13 protein-coding genes, 1 tRNA gene and 2 pseudogenes are annotated in these 13,601 nt (G+C 52.8%); 7 read left to right on the top strand and 9 right to left on the bottom strand.

The genetic code is table 11. From position 1 onward, the window contains the following. Nucleotides 1–161: 161 nt before the first annotated feature. The 4 genes from V476_RS17765 to V476_RS17775 all read right to left on the bottom strand — a co-directional run bounded on the left by V476_RS17765 (nucleotide 162) and on the right by V476_RS17775 (nucleotide 3,430). A complete protein-coding gene (locus V476_RS17765; protein ID WP_024959586.1) occupies nucleotides 162–1,097 on the bottom strand; it encodes an AAA family ATPase in 936 nt (311 codons plus the stop codon). Beyond that, the gene (locus V476_RS28285) at nucleotides 1,076–2,407 is read right to left on the bottom strand and encodes an ATP-binding protein (protein WP_146050745.1); all 1,332 of its coding nucleotides are present in this window, start codon (nucleotides 2,405–2,407) and stop codon (nucleotides 1,076–1,078) included. The genes V476_RS17765 and V476_RS28285 overlap by 22 nt, the downstream gene beginning before the upstream one ends. Nucleotides 2,408–2,452: 45 nt before the next feature. Then, the gene (locus tag V476_RS29180) at nucleotides 2,453–2,839 is read right to left on the bottom strand and encodes a PHP domain-containing protein (protein ID WP_345940300.1); all 387 of its coding nucleotides are present in this window, start codon (nucleotides 2,837–2,839) and stop codon (nucleotides 2,453–2,455) included. Between the two features lie 378 nt (nucleotides 2,840–3,217). Then, entirely contained in the window at nucleotides 3,218–3,430 is a 213-nt protein-coding gene (locus V476_RS17775) for a hypothetical protein (RefSeq protein WP_024959290.1), read from the bottom strand. A gap of 65 nt (nucleotides 3,431–3,495) precedes the next feature. On the opposite strand from V476_RS17775, the pseudogene V476_RS17780 reads away from it, so the two are divergent. Continuing rightward, a pseudogene (locus V476_RS17780) lies at nucleotides 3,496–4,290 on the top strand (phage late control D family protein); the annotation flags it as partial. 38 nt (nucleotides 4,291–4,328) lie between these two features. Beyond that, nucleotides 4,329–4,874 (top strand): glycoside hydrolase family 19 protein, encoded by a 546-nt coding sequence (locus tag V476_RS17785; protein WP_024959288.1) that lies wholly within the window; start codon nucleotides 4,329–4,331, stop codon nucleotides 4,872–4,874. A gap of 40 nt (nucleotides 4,875–4,914) precedes the next feature. On the opposite strand, the gene V476_RS17790 is transcribed toward V476_RS17785, so the two are convergent. Genes V476_RS17790 through V476_RS17800 form a run of 3 tightly spaced genes read right to left on the bottom strand, consistent with a single transcriptional unit; the run spans nucleotide 4,915 to nucleotide 6,279 of the window. Next, on the bottom strand, nucleotides 4,915–5,376 hold the full coding sequence (locus V476_RS17790; RefSeq protein ID WP_024959287.1) for a hypothetical protein: 462 nt from the start codon (nucleotides 5,374–5,376) through the stop codon (nucleotides 4,915–4,917). Continuing rightward, the gene (locus V476_RS17795; protein ID WP_024959286.1) at nucleotides 5,354–5,749 is read right to left on the bottom strand and encodes a polymorphic toxin type 44 domain-containing protein; all 396 of its coding nucleotides are present in this window, start codon (nucleotides 5,747–5,749) and stop codon (nucleotides 5,354–5,356) included. Before V476_RS17795 ends, V476_RS17790 begins: the two co-directional genes overlap by 23 nt. Before the next feature lie 29 nt (nucleotides 5,750–5,778). Next, nucleotides 5,779–6,279: an Hcp family type VI secretion system effector gene (locus tag V476_RS17800; protein ID WP_024959285.1), complete on the bottom strand. Its 501-nt coding sequence runs from the start codon at nucleotides 6,277–6,279 to the stop codon at nucleotides 5,779–5,781. A gap of 358 nt (nucleotides 6,280–6,637) precedes the next feature. Here V476_RS17800 and V476_RS27435 point away from each other — a divergent pair. Then, nucleotides 6,638–6,948, top strand: a pseudogene (locus V476_RS27435) (DNA adenine methylase); the annotation flags it as partial. Nucleotides 6,949–7,036: 88 nt separating this feature from the next. On the opposite strand, the gene V476_RS17805 reads toward V476_RS27435, so the two are convergent. Both V476_RS17805 and V476_RS17810 read right to left on the bottom strand, forming a co-directional pair. After that, a complete protein-coding gene (locus V476_RS17805) occupies nucleotides 7,037–8,626 on the bottom strand; it encodes a DUF4435 domain-containing protein (RefSeq protein ID WP_080278424.1) in 1,590 nt (529 codons plus the stop codon). Nucleotides 8,627–8,880: 254 nt separating this feature from the next. Beyond that, a tRNA-Leu gene (locus V476_RS17810) sits at nucleotides 8,881–8,965 on the bottom strand. Between the two features lie 117 nt (nucleotides 8,966–9,082). Here V476_RS17810 and queA point away from each other — a divergent pair. From queA to secD, 4 genes are all read left to right on the top strand, one after another. Further along, nucleotides 9,083–10,147 carry a tRNA preQ1(34) S-adenosylmethionine ribosyltransferase-isomerase QueA gene (gene queA, locus V476_RS17815; protein ID WP_024959283.1) on the top strand — a complete coding sequence of 355 codons (1,065 nt, stop codon included), beginning with the start codon at nucleotides 9,083–9,085 and terminating at the stop codon, nucleotides 10,145–10,147. A gap of 14 nt (nucleotides 10,148–10,161) precedes the next feature. Further along, nucleotides 10,162–11,277 carry a tRNA guanosine(34) transglycosylase Tgt gene (gene tgt / locus V476_RS17820; protein WP_003314162.1) on the top strand — a complete coding sequence of 372 codons (1,116 nt, stop codon included), beginning with the start codon at nucleotides 10,162–10,164 and terminating at the stop codon, nucleotides 11,275–11,277. 53 nt (nucleotides 11,278–11,330) lie between these two features. Beyond that, a complete protein-coding gene (yajC, locus tag V476_RS17825; protein WP_002552468.1) occupies nucleotides 11,331–11,666 on the top strand; it encodes a preprotein translocase subunit YajC in 336 nt (111 codons plus the stop codon). Nucleotides 11,667–11,729: 63 nt separating this feature from the next. Then, on the top strand, nucleotides 11,730–13,598 hold the full coding sequence (gene secD / locus V476_RS17830; protein ID WP_024959282.1) for a protein translocase subunit SecD: 1,869 nt from the start codon (nucleotides 11,730–11,732) through the stop codon (nucleotides 13,596–13,598). Nucleotides 13,599–13,601: the final 3 nt, after the last annotated feature.

The following is a 13,601-nucleotide window of genomic DNA, read 5'->3' on the forward strand; positions in this document are numbered from 1 at the left end:
CATATCGGCAGACATGTGTTCGGCAACTGAAAACCGTCAGTGCGCAAATCGTATAGCAGGTGGTCAACCCACCCGCTCGCAAGGCTTGTGCTGATGGTTGCGGAGCTGCCTACACGCGATGAGTAGTGCATGAAGGCTCGTCGGGTGGCCAACTGCGCCGATCATCGGATTCCATAGATTCTTGCGCGCCTTGTAAATGCTTCTTTTGCGCCTTCAAGTATCTTACATGCAGCGTCGCGTGCCTCAATATCGTCAATAGACCCTCTGGCAGCGATGATACTCTTGTCATTATTGCTCTTTAGAACGACTAACTGTTCCGCATCACCAAGAACCGCAATATTGGCATTGTGGGTGATAATTATCACTTGTCTTCTTTCCTTGGCACGCCGCAATACAGGAACGAATGTATGAAAGATGAACTCACTATCTAGATTGTCCTCAGGCTGATCAATAATTAGGGGGCGAGTACTTTCCGCAGATAATATCAGCGCGAGGAGTACGGACTGCTGCTGCCCCAAAGAAAGCTCTGCGAATTCTCTTTGTAAGTTTCTAATTTTCCCTGCATTATCTACCTGCTTAGATACCGTTAACCGAGGCAGGTCATTCACATGGCAAGCTTGAAGCTTAAATGAAGAAGTCGGCCTCTTGAGCGTTTCAATGATGCTTTTCGCTTCAGCTTCAGAAAATTGCTGCACTTCATCTTCTAACTTAATCGCAGTAATCGCTGACCAGTTAGACTTGGATATAGCGTCAATTAATTTAGGTGTAGTAAGTTGCTCAACTAACAGTTTCGCTTTGTTCCCGCCTCTCCATCCCATCTCTTTGTTAATCAAGTGAACTGCTTCATCAGAGTGACTACTTTCGGCGTATTGTAACTTCACCTGGAATTCGCTCAATACCTCACTAAGAGCGCGGGTAGCTGCTACGGCATAGTTTTGCCTGCGTCGCGCTACCTTGATGCGGGCTTTCCGTCTACTCTCGAGCATGGTGTTGTAAGCCACCTCAAGCTGCTTCAGATGTGGCTGCCAAGTTTTTAAGTCTTCGAGATTTTTTGATAATCTACTTTCCTCGTTTGTCAGCTTAGTGATGTGCGACATATCAAGCCGCACGCCTTAAGCTCTAGTGCGGCTCGCTTGTTTTCAATATCTTCGCGTATCGGTTTTTCTTTCTCCGTCCAAGCTGAGATGGACGCGTCAACAGCGTGTTGGAGCTCGCGATATTTATGAGATAGCGTAATTTTCGCTGCAGCAAATTCCGCTTCGAATTCACTCAGCGCTGTATCTATATTAGCTGCCTCGAGGGCACCATTCACAATGTCCCCTGCTGCTAGGGTTTCTTTGGCACGATGGATCAATTCTTCAATTGCTGAATCACCAAGCAGTATTACAATTTCATTTGTGAACTCTTCAATACTTTCTTTTTTGGCTTGCTCGCTTGCCAGGTTTCGCTGTAATTTTATTACTTCCGCTCCGTTCGCCGACTGAAATGCCTGTATCTGCTGTTGAATTACCGTCAGCGCCCGCTGTGCATTTGGTATTTCTGAAATATTCTCTGTTGCCTTAAGCATCTTTTGTTGATGGGCTTTGATTTCTTTGAGAGCCAAAGCTTCTTCCTTCAGGAGCTCCTCCGCATTGGTAAATCTGTCCAGGTAATTCAATAAGGTGAGCGGATTGCTTTTTGCTTGCTCTCTCACGCTTGCTGCTTCGCCCTGACCGAAGCAATCTATCTCAAAAGAGATTGGACCATCGCTAGGGTCATCAACATTTGACAGTGATTTACCCATTGAGCGTAGTAATGAGTGCTTGGTTCCTGCTTCATCTTGCCAGAATAGATGCAGTTGGTTAGGCCAGACCGATGAGTCTACAACAGCAGCTCCAGACTCAGTTCCGGTCAAACAGCGAACTGCCTCAAACGTAGTAGATTTTCCAGTCCCTCTACCGCCTATGATGCAGTTCAAATTCTGACTGAAATGGATAGTTTGGCCGCTCAAGTACCCCCCATCTAGAGCGACTCCTAAAATGAACGGGGTTGAGTTAGGTATTTCATTTTCCAATCTTATCCGTGAGTCGCCCTCTTCAAGGGCATGGCGCAGGCTTTGGAATGAAGGTGACGCCATCTTATATCGAGTAAGCTTTCGATCATTTATAGCATTTCGTCCCAGTGCGTTGAGTGTATGCGAGTCTGAGTTCAGAATCCTAGCTAGGTACTGCCTCTCTCCTAGCCCTAAAGAATTGATACGTTTTTCCCCCATTCCCTGCCGCGCGCGATCTGGATCGTTTTTGGAATAACTAACTTCGGATTTCGAGTCTTTGAGTTCGATGCCGAGGAGTGCCTCGTGGGAGATGATATCTTGCTTGTGAGGCGTGGCACCTGGAAGCTTAGTTTCTAGCCCACTTCCAGCATCCACGTGTGCAAGTATTCCAAATCCTCCAAGGGACTTTGCAATATTTAATCAATCGTGCATACTATTTTGGCATCGACTGGTCTGTGTGTGTCGTTCGACAATATTTAAGCGTCCATGGAATGTTGATAATGCCTCAATGGTTTCGAAATAGCATAGTAAGTGGCCCTCTGGAGTTGATAGTTCTATAGCGGGTATTACAAGTATTCCTAGCTCTGATCCCACATCTAATGCCGCTTGAACGTTACTAATCTCATTATGGTCTGCGATCGCGACGATGCTTAGATTTTCTTGTGCGGCTGTTCTTACTATTGCCTCTGGAGTCATATTCGGGTCATTCACATCGTGTGAGGCTCCATAAGAGTGTACGTGCAGGTCGCCTCTGTAGAAGCGAGCTCCGCTGCTCAGCTCTTCACAAATATTCAGTTTCCCTATCATTCCGCAAACTCCTTTTCAGCGTAATTAGCACATGGTGTTCCTAGCCTTCTTTCTCTCAGACTCACAGGTAGAAAGCAAGAGCCACATGATTGGCGATCTACCGTTAAACAAATTCTGAAATTGTTAAAACAAAAATTTTGTTAAAAAGCGAGCGCAGCCCTCTGGCTACAGTGCTTCTGGCGAGGGAGGGGGCTTGGGGGGGGGTTGACAAATTTTTAAAAAAAATCTGTGAGGGGGAAAAAATCTCGGCGTGCAGTCGGGGGCGGTGTCCGGCGCCAAAGGCCCAAAGTCTCGACCCGCCCCGCATGCGAATGAGAGATACTCTCATTCGATGCCGAAATCGTGCGTATCTTACGGAATCGGCGTGGTGGGCAGCCATCAGACTGAGTAGTCGGGGTCCAGGGTCGGAGGGCTGGCCCGCAGCGCCTCGATCGCGTCCTGGTGGCTCATGCCACTGGCCAGTAGCGTGTCGATTTCCTTCCGGATCTGATCGCGGCAGGCTGCCTGGTAGAGCAGGGACCGGCTGTGAGCGATCTGGTTTAGCGCTTGCTGGATTGGCTTGGGTAGCGTTTCAGGTTTGGTGATGCTCATGTTTGCAGTCCTCGCGGACCGGGTCGACGCATCGACCCGATCCAGCCAGTGGTTAAGGGGCGGTTGGGGTCAGGGACACCCTAGTCATTCGCGGCAAGGCCAGCGATATGCGCGGCAGCGGTCGGACCACACGCTCCGGCAGTTGGGAGAACGTCACTCTGCAGCAGATCGTCAGCGACGTTGCAGCACGTAATGGCTGGAAGCCCACGTGTACCGTCATGACAAAAGTGCCTCGTGTCGATCAGCTCGACGAGTCGGATTACAACTTCATCACCCGGGTGGCCAAGAAGTATGACTGCACTGCGAAGATCGCAGACGGCAAGCTGCTGGTGTTGCCTCGCCAGGACGGATTGAGCGCTAGCGGTAAAGCGCTGGGTGTCATAACGATCCGTCGTCATGAAGTGGCGCGGTGGCAGTTTCGTTTCAGCGACAAGACCACACAGAAAGCCGTCCAGACTAAGCATCTGGGCAAGAAGACTGGAAAACTACAGGTGGTGGAGTTGAGCAACGATCAATCCCCCAACGGCCTCCCTCCCTTCCATACCGACCGCCATATCCATCCCAATAAGTCCGCGGCTGAGCAGGCTGCCAAAGCGCGCCTCGCAGCATTCAATCGCAGTACCGCAGGTGTTCGGCTGGAAATGGCTGGGCGCACCGATTTGTTCTCAGAGCGAATGATCAATGCCCTGGACTTCAAGGTAGGCCTTGATGGCGAGTATCTGGTCGACTCGGTTGAACAGGTTTTCACACAGTCTGGCTGGACCACAGCAGTGGAGTGCAACGGCGGAAAATCCGGCAAGGCCAAGGCGAAGGGCAAGAAAAAGAAAGAGAAGAAACCGGTCAAGGTCGTACAGCTTTAAACAGACAGATCATCACCTACTCACCAGGAGAGTCACGCATGTCGATTACCACGCAGCAGTTGCTGCAGATCCTCCCCAACGCCAGCTCCCGAGCTGGCGTTTTTGTTCCTGTCCTAAACGTTGCGATGAGCAAGTACGCCATCGTCACCAAATTGCGCATAGCTGCATTTCTGGCGCAAGTAGGGCACGAGTCCGGCCAGCTCCGGTACGTGCGCGAGCTGGGCAGCGATCAATACCTCGACAAGTACGACACCGGGCGACTTGCTGAACGCCTGGATAACACGCCAGAGGACGATGACGACGGTCAGTTGTATAGGGGCAGGGGACTTATTCAGGTCACCGGGCGAGACAACTACGCCGCGTGCGCAGAGGCACTGGGCCCGGATCTGCTAGAGCATCCTGAACTCATGGAGCGTCCAGAGCATGCAGCCTTGTCGGCTGCCTGGTTCTGGCATCGGGCTGGGCTCAACACCCTGGCAGACAAAGGCGACTTCCTGACCATCACCAAACGCATCAATGGCGGCACCAATGGCCAGGCTGATCGGCAAATGCTTTACGAGCGTGCCTTGAAGGTGCTTGCTTGATTCTGTCTTCTGATGAAGTTATGTGTATGGGGCGTGTGCGTCAATCTCTCGGAGTCGTATCTTGCTGGCTTAACGTTATGCGATAGCTCTTCAGCGTCTCACCTTCAGTGAGGTATTGCTTGCTGTAGTAGCGATATACAGCGCCTTTTATCTCGATCCCAATGCCGTTTTCTGTGTCACGTATTTTTACATCCTTGACAGCGCTATCTGTGATCATGAAAAGGTCGGCTTTATTTAGCTCTTTCAATACCTCTTTATCGTTGCCGCTTAAGGGTTTGCTAATGTAAAAGCGAAGCGTGTTAAGGTCGGTGGCGGGCGCGAAATATTCGGTGACGTACAGCCACGCGCCGTCAGAAAGCTCACGTTTAATGACAACTTCGTCAGCATCACCTCTGCCGAAAAGGAATCCATCAGAAATAAATCTTAGCGCGATTATGATAATTAGCGCCCAGAAGAAAAATTTATAATTTAGTTTAAGCTCAATAGCCTTTGAGTTCTGCATAGCGGATCCCTCTTTCTATCCATACCTGATCTTTAGGATCATCACCATAAGGAGCCCTCCAAAACCAATGACCCCAGTCAATATCAGGGTCTTGTGTTCCTGCGTCCTTTTGAGCAAAGCCGGCAGCTCTTAGTAAAAGCTGTTCGGATAACTGACCAGCTCTACCAACAGCACCGTAGTGGAAGTTACCGAAGTCCTCCCATTTGCGATTTTCCTGCTTGTAATCCCATGGTCCGCGACCACGAACCTTTTGGTAGAACCAGCTCATAAATGCGCCAGTTGCAGGGTCTCGTTGCCAGCGGTCATTGGCCAGCTTCATATGCACATCAACACTCACGTGAGGAGGTATAACGGGCGGTATAATAATATCCATAACTATTCCTTGTTCTTAAGTGGATATAGTCATGAATAGACTTTGTTGCTTATTGCATCCCAGCCGCCCGCAATTTGCCCCGCGCTTTGCCCTGACTTCCTGCTCTGCTTTGAGTACACGACCTGAATGCGCCCATAGTTCAAGGCAACAAGCTCGCTAGGAAAAGCACCGGGTTGATTGCCATTACCAGTCAATGTAAATGAACTAATAATAACCTCTTCCAGTTTTATCTCTAAGTATTTGACTTTCGGATCTCCGGCGCGAAAAACGTGCACGGAGACTTGCTTAAAATGCTTACCGCTGCAGCAAGCTTCATGAAGCTTCGGCGTGGCGTTATCTACGGCTTTCCGGACAAGCATGTCACTCATGTAGGCACGCCCTGAGGTCGCGCCACCAGCTGAGGTGGACGTCGCAGATGCTGTCTGGTTTGCAGAGAGGTCGAAATCCTGTAATTCGATCCAGTTCTCGTAGCCCTCGGAGAGGGTTTCGCCTGGTACACCTTCAATCTGGAGATATGCTTCAAATGACATAGTAAATTCCTTTTAATGAGGCCCTTGTCTCTCAATCATACACAAAATAATTTTTCAGTGGTGCGCCTGCCAGCTTTGGGCAAAATCGGCCTGTAGACGGATTGATCGGCTGTAGGCCGCAAAGGTGGCGGCAGTTCACTGACCTCCATCGGGCTGAGCAGATCAAGTTCTGTCAGTTACAAGTCAATCAGCTGTAGCCGTAAATGAAAAAAGAGCGACCAGTCATGGTGCGTCAACACCACGCCTGGTCGCCGTCCCCGCAGATTACCCCTGCAAGTCCAGCCAAGGCTCTCGCTTCGTGCACAAAGCGAAGCGAGCCTAGTAACTGTCTATGTATACAGTAAAGGTCTTGCTTTCTATGTCCACACCCATCATCCCTTGGATGGGAGGCAAACGCCTCATCCCGCTGTTCCCACCTCACGAATGCTGTCGAAGTGTTCGCAGGCGGTGCGGCCCTCTACTTCTGCGTCCCCAGGCAGCTCCCGTCGAGGTCTTGAATGACATCAACGGAGACCTGGTGACGCTATATCGCGTCGTCCAAAATCACCTTGAAGAATTCGCCCGTCAGTTCAAATGGGCACTCAGCGCGCGCCAAGTATTTGAGTGGCAGAAGATGACTCGCCCCGAACGCTTACCGACATCCAGCGCGCGGCTCGATTCCTCTGGCTGTAGCATCGCGCCTTATCGACTTGGAAAACTGAGCCAGTCAAGGCAGTGGAAGTCCTGCGTTCCATTGCCTGTTCAATCGCGACTTGAACTATGAGGTCTGCAAGTTGATAAATATCTCAAATGGGTCAGGTAAAATTTGACAAAGAGCGGTTCGGATATTCAGGTTGTTCTTGATCAGCTTTCTAGCGGCGGTTACATAATTCGAAGCGTTCGTGTAGCCTAGCTTTCTCGCGATTTCATTGGGTGCGCTAGTTGTTTTTATTTTGAATGAGGTAAGGACCGACTCCCAGTCTCTTGAATCTATCATTTTCCTGAAATTTTGTTCGTATTGCTCTGGCCTATCGACTTGAGTCGTTGAGGCTTCTTGGAATATCCGTCCATCGCAAAATTCGTTAACGGAAGGGATTGCATTTAAATAAGCAGCTCTGAACGCTTTGTAGGCCGCGTCTCTCGCCAGTCGAGTTACGTCCGTTGGTTTTATGGTCAAGCATGCTGCTTCAATTATTTCTTCAAATGATAAATCTGTGCCAGCTGTCTCTAGCAGCCCATAGATGATGATAGGATGGTAGTAGATTGACTCAATTGCATAAAGGCCGAGGGAGTAGATTCCTTTTTCTTGCAGATTCTCTAGATTAACACGATTGTCAGCATCCACTATGCCAAAAGCATCCATGTGGTGAATGCTTTGAATATTGTTGAGACCTGCAATGGCCTGTTCAACTTCTTTGCATGACCCCGTCGGAACGACTGTGATGTTACTGTATAGCAATTTGTAGAGCGAGAGGTCCAAGCTGTCAGCGTCGCCCTCGACAAAAAGCACTTTCTGTTTTGCCCCGTAAATGGCTTCAGCGATGGTGTGAGTAATCTCTGCCGTACCGGTTATTAGGTCAGCATTCCAACAATTCTCACGATAACTATATACGAGTAGTTTTGACGAGCTAGAATCATCTCTAGCCAAACTCAAGTCATGCGTGGCAATGACCCAGCTGATGTCCGGTCTTATCTGACGTAGATAGCTGATAAGCGGGGCTGAAATCGCTCGATGTAGGTGACGCTCAGGCTCATCTATGAAAAGGATAGTGTGCTCGGGAGCAAGAATCACTTGTACCGCAATAATACAAGCTGATCTTTCCCCGTCGGACATTTGGTTCATTCCGTAAGGATTGTCAATCGTCTTTCTAGTAACCAATAGTTCTGAAAGTTCTGACCATCCAAATACTAGCGGTAGATGCGCTGCTTCGAATGCCCTGTTCAGTAGTTCAATGGGCATGGTCTCATGCAGATTGTTCTTTTCGGCTACATCACCTTGTTGATCAGCTATTCTATATTGATCATTTTGATAGTCGCCCTTCGCTTTCAGTTTGAAAAAAAGGGTTCTTAGCCAAGATTCATTGTTGTGAAAGCTTTTAGCATACCTTGCCCCGGATTGAGTAAGTTGGCCTTTGGCATAACCTGCCTCCAACAGCGCTTGGTTAGCACTAATTGAAACGGCTGGACTGTCTAAGGTTATATCTCTGCTTCCGGAAATAAGCACAGAATTATTTTTGGAATGTGCCCACTGATATAGTAGTGTAGATTTACCAGTCCCATTCGCTCCTAATAAATATAAAGCGTCACCTGCGGCAAGCGGAATATTAAGGCTCTGGGAATCTGCTAGCGGAACAGTAAACGAATCCATTGTTATTAAGCCTCAATGATTGGGACTGTGAGTGAAATTCCATTTTGAGCAGTACCACTTTTCACCTTAGAGACGCTTCTCCTACGGAGTCTTTCTTCACCTCGGGCTCTCCGGTTTGCACCTATGCGTCCAACCGACCTGCCCAGGGCTTCATCAGGCTTGAGCTCTCCCAAAGCGCGCTTAGTTGTCGTTACGCCAACTTTACGCCAAGCAAAAAAAAAGGCCTTGATAATCAAGGCCTTTCTTCATTGTGCTGGTGCCCCGAGGGAGAATCGAACTCCCACTTCTTTCGAAAACGGATTTTGAATCCGCCGCGTCTACCAATTCCGCCATCAGGGCTCAATGGCGGCGAAGTATAAGGATGAGTTTTCTGTTGGTCAACAGGGATTTACGCAGGTTTTTTACTAATGCCGTCAAACCGGATAAACTTCCCGGCCCTGCTAAACGAACCCGATCATGCGCGTCGCTGACTTTACCTTCGAACTCCCCGATTCCCTGATTGCTCGCCATCCGCTGGCCGAGCGTCGCAGCAGTCGTCTGTTGACCCTCGATGGGCCGACGGGCGCGCTGGCACATCGTCAATTCACCGATTTGCTCGAGCATTTGCGCCCGGGCGACTTGATGGTGTTCAACAATACCCGGGTCATTCCTGCACGCCTGTTCGGGCAGAAAGCCTCCGGCGGCAAGCTGGAGATTCTGGTCGAGCGCGTGCTGGACAGCCATCGTGTGCTGGCGCATGTGCGCTCGAGCAAGTCGCCCAAGCCTGGCTCGTCGATTCTGATCGATGGCGGTGGCGAGGCCGAGATGATCGCTCGGCACGATGCGCTGTTCGAGCTGCGTTTCGCCGAAGAGGTGCTGCCGTTGCTGGAGCGTGTCGGCCATATGCCGTTGCCTCCTTATATAGACCGTCCGGATGAAGGCGCGGATCGCGAGCGCTATCAGACCGTCTACGCGCAGCGTGCCGGTGCGGTGGCTGCGCCGACTGCCGGCCTGCATTTCGATCAGCCGCTGCTCGAGGCGATTGCCGCCAAGGGTGTAGAAACCGCGTTCGTCACCCTGCATGTCGGCGCAGGGACGTTCCAGCCGGTGCGCGTCGAGCAGATCGAAGATCACCACATGCACAGCGAATGGCTGGAAGTTGGCCAGGACGTGGTCGACGCCGTCGCCGCGTGCCGTGCACGGGGCGGGCGGGTGATTGCCGTCGGGACCACCAGCGTGCGCTCGCTGGAGAGTGCCGCGCGTGATGGCGAACTGAAGCCGTTCAGCGGCGATACCGACATCTTCATCTATCCAGGCCGGCCGTTTCACGTGGTCGATGCCCTGGTGACCAATTTCCATTTGCCTGAATCCACGCTGTTGATGCTGGTTTCGGCGTTCGCCGGTTATCCCGAGACGATGGCGGCCTACGCGGCGGCCATCGAGCACGGCTACCGCTTCTTCAGTTACGGTGATGCGATGTTCATCACCCGCAATCCCGCGCCGGCGGCCCCACAGGAATCGGCACCAGAGGATCACGCATGAGTCGCACCTGTCGTATGTCTTTCGAGTTGTTGGCCACCGATGGCAAGGCCCGTCGCGGTCGGCTGACCTTTCCGCGTGGTGTGGTGGAGACCCCGGCGTTCATGCCGGTGGGCACCTATGGCACGGTCAAGGGCATGCTGCCCCGTGATATCGAGGCGACCGGTGCACAGATGATTCTGGGCAATACGTTTCACCTGTGGCTGCGTCCGGGTACCGAGGTCATCAAGGGCCACGGCGACCTGCACGATTTCATGCAGTGGAAGGGGCCGATTCTGACCGACTCCGGCGGCTTTCAGGTGTTCAGCCTGGGCGCCATGCGCAAGATCAAGGAAGAGGGCGTGACGTTCGCTTCGCCGGTCGATGGTGCCAAGGTGTTCATGGGGCCGGAAGAGTCGATGCAGGTCCAGCGTGATCTGGGGTCGGACGTTGTGATGATCTTCGACGAATGCACGCCTTACCCGGCCGACGAAGATGTCGCGCGAGTCTCCATGGAGCTGTCGCTGCGCTGGGCCAAGCGTTCCAAGATTGCCCACGGCGAAAACACTGCCGCGCTGTTCGGCATCGTTCAGGGCGGCATGCACGAGAACCTGCGCAAGCGCTCGCTGGAAGGCCTGGACGAAATCGGTTTCGACGGTCTGGCGATTGGCGGTCTGTCGGTGGGCGAACCCAAGCACGAGATGATCAAGGTGCTGGACTACCTGCCAGGCCTCATGCCGGCAGACAAACCTCGTTACCTGATGGGTGTAGGCAAGCCGGAAGATCTGGTCGAAGGTGTGCGTCGTGGCGTCGACATGTTCGACTGCGTGATGCCGACCCGCAACGCCCGCAACGGCCATCTGTTCACCGATACCGGTGTATTGAAAATCCGTAACGCGTTCCATCGCCACGACAATACGCCGCTGGATCCGACCTGCGATTGCTACACCTGCCAGAACTTCTCGCGCGCTTATCTGCATCACCTGGACAAGTGCGGGGAAATGCTGGGGAGCATGCTCAATACAATCCACAATTTGCGGCACTACCAGCTGCTTATGGCTGGTTTGCGCGAGGCTATTCAACAGGGTACATTGGCCGCCTTCGTCGATGCCTTCTATGCCAAACGCGGCCTTCCAACGCCGCCTCTGGGTTGAAACAGAACGAGTTTTTCCTGCTTTTTATACTAATTATGTAACTGGAGCGACAAATGAGCTTTTTCATCTCTCCCGCTTTTGCGGATGCTGCTGCACCAGCTGCCGGTCCTGCGGGCAGTGGTTTCGAGTGGATCTTCCTGGTCGGCTTCCTGGTCATCTTCTATCTGATGATCTGGCGTCCACAGGCCAAGCGCGCCAAAGAGCAGAAAAACCTGCTGGGCAACCTGCAGAAAGGCGACGAAGTTGTCACCAGTGGCGGTATCGCGGGCAAGATCAACAAAGTGACCGATGACTTCGTGGTCATCGAAGTGTCTGACACCGTTGAGCTGAAAATCCAGAAGGGCGCCATCGCGGCCACTCTGCCTAAAGGCACCCTGAAAGCGATCTGAGCAACAACTTTTTACCCATCGACGGGGCGCGCAAGGCGCCCCGCGTTTTAAGCGGGCGGCGTGATGCTGAACAAATACCCTCTGTGGAAATACGTACTGATCCTGGCGGTGCTGGTGGTCGGTTTTATTTATTCCGCACCCAATCTCTACCCTGATGATTCTGCCATCCAGATCAGCGGCGCAAGCACTGCGCTGCAAGTCAATCAGGCGGACGTGGATCGTGCAGCCAAGGCGCTTGCCGATGCCGGCATCTCGGTCAAGGCTTCTTCTCTGGCCGAGAATGGCAAGGGCGGTTTGTTGCGTCTGAGCAAGCAGGAAGACCAGTTGCCAGCCAAGGATGTCGTGCGCAAGGCGCTGGGTGACGATTATGTCGTCGCACTGAACCTGGCGCGTACCACGCCGACCTGGTTGCGTAAGCTGGGTGCAAGCCCGATGAAGCTCGGTCTCGACCTGTCCGGCGGTGTGCACTTCCTGCTGGAAGTCGACATGGACAAGGCGATCGATGCACGTCTGAAAGTCTACGAAGGCGAAGTCAAATCCCTGTTGCGCAAGGAAAAGGTGCGTTATCGCAGCCTGCCGCAGCTGGGCAATGTGATTCAGCTGGGCTTCACCGACGACGCAGAGCGTGAGCAGGCGCGTGCACTGGTACGCAAGACCTTTACCGATTTCGAAATCACGCCTGCCGAGCTGAACGGTATCCCGGTACTGCGCATGGCGTTGACGCCGGCCAAGCTGGCCGAGATTCGCGAATACTCGATCAAGCAGAACCTGACCACCGTGCGTAACCGGGTCAACGAGCTGGGTGTTGCCGAGCCGCTGGTTCAGCGTCAGGGTGCCAACCGCATCGTGGTCGAGTTGCCGGGTGTGCAGGACACGGCCGAAGCCAAGCGTATTCTGGGCAAGACCGCCAACCTCGAATTCCGTCTGGGTGCAGGCCCGGATGATTCGAAAGGCACCACCGAGATGTTCGAATTCCGCGAAGGCGGTCGTCCGGCAGCGGCGGTGGAGCGCGGTCTGATCATTACCGGTGATCAGGTGACTGACGCCAAGGCCGGCTTCGACGAGCATGGCCGTCCACAGGTGAACATCAACCTCGATGGTCACGGTGGCGAACTGATGAGCCGTGCAACCCGCAGCAATGTGGGACGCAGCATGGCGGTGATCTTCATCGAACAGCGTCCGACCACCACCTACACCAAACAGATGGTCAACGGCGTCGAAAAAGACGTGCCGGTCCAGACCTTCAAGGAAGACAAGAAAATCATCAGCCTGGCGACCATTCAGTCGCCACTGGGCAGTCAGTTCCGGATTACCGGTCTGAATGGTCAGGGTGAGTCTTCCGAGCTGGCGCTGCTGTTGCGTGCCGGTGGTCTGGCCGCTCCGATGTACTTCGCTGAAGAGCGCACCATCGGTCCTAGCCTGGGTGCCGACAACATCACCAAGGGTATCGATGCATCCCTGTGGGGTATGCTGTTCGTCTCGATCTTCATCATGGCGATCTACCGCTTCTTCGGTCTGATCGCGACCGTGGCACTGGCCCTCAATATGGTCATGCTGCTGGCCTTGATGTCCTTGCTGGGTGCCACACTGACCCTGCCGGGTATCGCCGGTATCGTGTTGACCATGGGTATGGCGGTGGACGCCAACGTGCTGATCTTCTCGCGGATTCGTGAAGAGATCGCCAACGGCATGACGGTCCAGCGTGCTATCAACGAAGGTTTCGATCGTGCCTACACGGCGATCCTCGACGCCAACCTGACGACGCTGCTGGTCGGCGGCATTCTCTTTGCGATGGGCACCGGCCCGGTCAAAGGGTTTGCGGTGACCATGTCGCTCGGGATCTTTACCTCGATGTTCACGGCCATCATGGTGACCCGCGCTATGGTCAACCTGATCTACGGCGGTCGTGACTTCAAGAAGTTGTGGATTTAAGGG

Origin of the sequence: Pseudomonas syringae KCTC 12500, from assembly GCF_000507185.2 — a bacterium.
GTDB lineage: Bacteria > Pseudomonadota > Gammaproteobacteria > Pseudomonadales > Pseudomonadaceae > Aquipseudomonas > Aquipseudomonas syringae.

What these genes read in the sequence shown, in the direction of transcription:
- V476_RS17765 (WP_024959586.1), bottom strand. Translation starts at nt 1,097, where the DNA reads ATGTCGCACATCACTAAGCTGACAAACGAGGAAAGTAGATTATCAAAA.
- V476_RS29180 (WP_345940300.1), bottom strand. Translation starts at nt 2,839, where the DNA reads ATGATAGGGAAACTGAATATTTGTGAAGAGCTGAGCAGCGGAGCTCGC.
- V476_RS17775 (WP_024959290.1), bottom strand. Translation starts at nt 3,430, where the DNA reads ATGAGCATCACCAAACCTGAAACGCTACCCAAGCCAATCCAGCAAGCG.
- V476_RS17785 (WP_024959288.1), top strand. Translation starts at nt 4,329, where the DNA reads ATGTCGATTACCACGCAGCAGTTGCTGCAGATCCTCCCCAACGCCAGC.
- V476_RS17790 (WP_024959287.1), bottom strand. Translation starts at nt 5,376, where the DNA reads ATGCAGAACTCAAAGGCTATTGAGCTTAAACTAAATTATAAATTTTTC.
- V476_RS17795 (WP_024959286.1), bottom strand. Translation starts at nt 5,749, where the DNA reads ATGGATATTATTATACCGCCCGTTATACCTCCTCACGTGAGTGTTGAT.
- V476_RS17800 (WP_024959285.1), bottom strand. Translation starts at nt 6,279, where the DNA reads ATGTCATTTGAAGCATATCTCCAGATTGAAGGTGTACCAGGCGAAACC.
- V476_RS17805 (WP_080278424.1), bottom strand. Translation starts at nt 8,626, where the DNA reads ATGGATTCGTTTACTGTTCCGCTAGCAGATTCCCAGAGCCTTAATATT.
- queA (WP_024959283.1), top strand. Translation starts at nt 9,083, where the DNA reads ATGCGCGTCGCTGACTTTACCTTCGAACTCCCCGATTCCCTGATTGCT.
- tgt (WP_003314162.1), top strand. Translation starts at nt 10,162, where the DNA reads ATGTCTTTCGAGTTGTTGGCCACCGATGGCAAGGCCCGTCGCGGTCGG.
- yajC (WP_002552468.1), top strand. Translation starts at nt 11,331, where the DNA reads ATGAGCTTTTTCATCTCTCCCGCTTTTGCGGATGCTGCTGCACCAGCT.
- secD (WP_024959282.1), top strand. Translation starts at nt 11,730, where the DNA reads ATGCTGAACAAATACCCTCTGTGGAAATACGTACTGATCCTGGCGGTG.